The 713-nt window shown below is 62.1% G+C and carries 2 protein-coding genes; both read right to left on the bottom strand.

Annotated features, from left to right (window positions below; translation table 11 throughout):
• A partial coding sequence (locus tag N826_RS39145; RefSeq protein WP_044438067.1) for a hypothetical protein occupies positions 1-244 on the bottom strand: 244 nt, incomplete at its 3' end.
• The coding region (locus N826_RS39140) for a type IV secretion system protein (protein WP_044438065.1) at positions 241-713 on the bottom strand (473 nt) is incomplete at its 5' end. The genes N826_RS39140 and N826_RS39145, both read right to left, overlap by 4 nt.

Below are 713 nucleotides of genomic sequence, written 5' to 3'. Positions count from 1 at the left end.
GGATCTTCCCAAAGTCCTTCCCAAAGTTGCGAGGCAGCGGTCGGCCGATGCGGCGGGCACCGGCGCGTTCCGCATTCTCACATTCGAGCGTCATCGCCAGACGTTCGTCGTTATGACAGCGGCGCAGCATCTCTTCGTGGACCTGCGGGTTGGCGAGAAAGTACGGGATGTCGAAATCGGCTACAGGCAAGGCCGCACTGCCGAGACCGAGAGCCAGCAGGAGAGACGCCGCGCCGCCGATCATCGCAGGTCGCCCATCGGTGAGGTCGCCATGAACAGCAGGTCGGCGCTTTCCCGCTGGATCTGCTCCTCGCGCTGGCGGGTAACCCGTTCGTCGGTTTCCAGAAGCAGGGCGACGTTTTGCACCTGCATCTGATGGGCGGCCATGTTCTGCTGCTCCAGCGCGATCAGCCCATTGACCGCCGAAACCTCGGTGACATCGACCGCCGCCTCAAGTCGTGCCCGCAGCAGGTCCAGCTTGGTGACGTGATCCTCGGCATTGTAAGTCGCCGCCTCGGCCATCGCCTTGGCGTTGCTGGTGACCGCCATGCGGCGCTCCATCTCGTCGGTCCAGCGATCTCCCCATTTGTTGAGAACATTGCTGGCGTAATACATGTCGTTGTAGTTGTAGTAGCCCGCGTTTCCCCACAGGTTGCTGGCGTCGCGCATCAGTTCGGGGATAGCATTGGCTTCCGGCATGAAGTTGCGCGTCA

It is taken from the genome of Skermanella aerolata KACC 11604 (assembly GCF_000936425.1).
In the GTDB taxonomy this organism is placed as follows: Bacteria; Pseudomonadota; Alphaproteobacteria; order Azospirillales; family Azospirillaceae; genus Skermanella; species Skermanella aerolata.
This window is presented reverse-complemented; position numbering and strand designations above follow the sequence as displayed.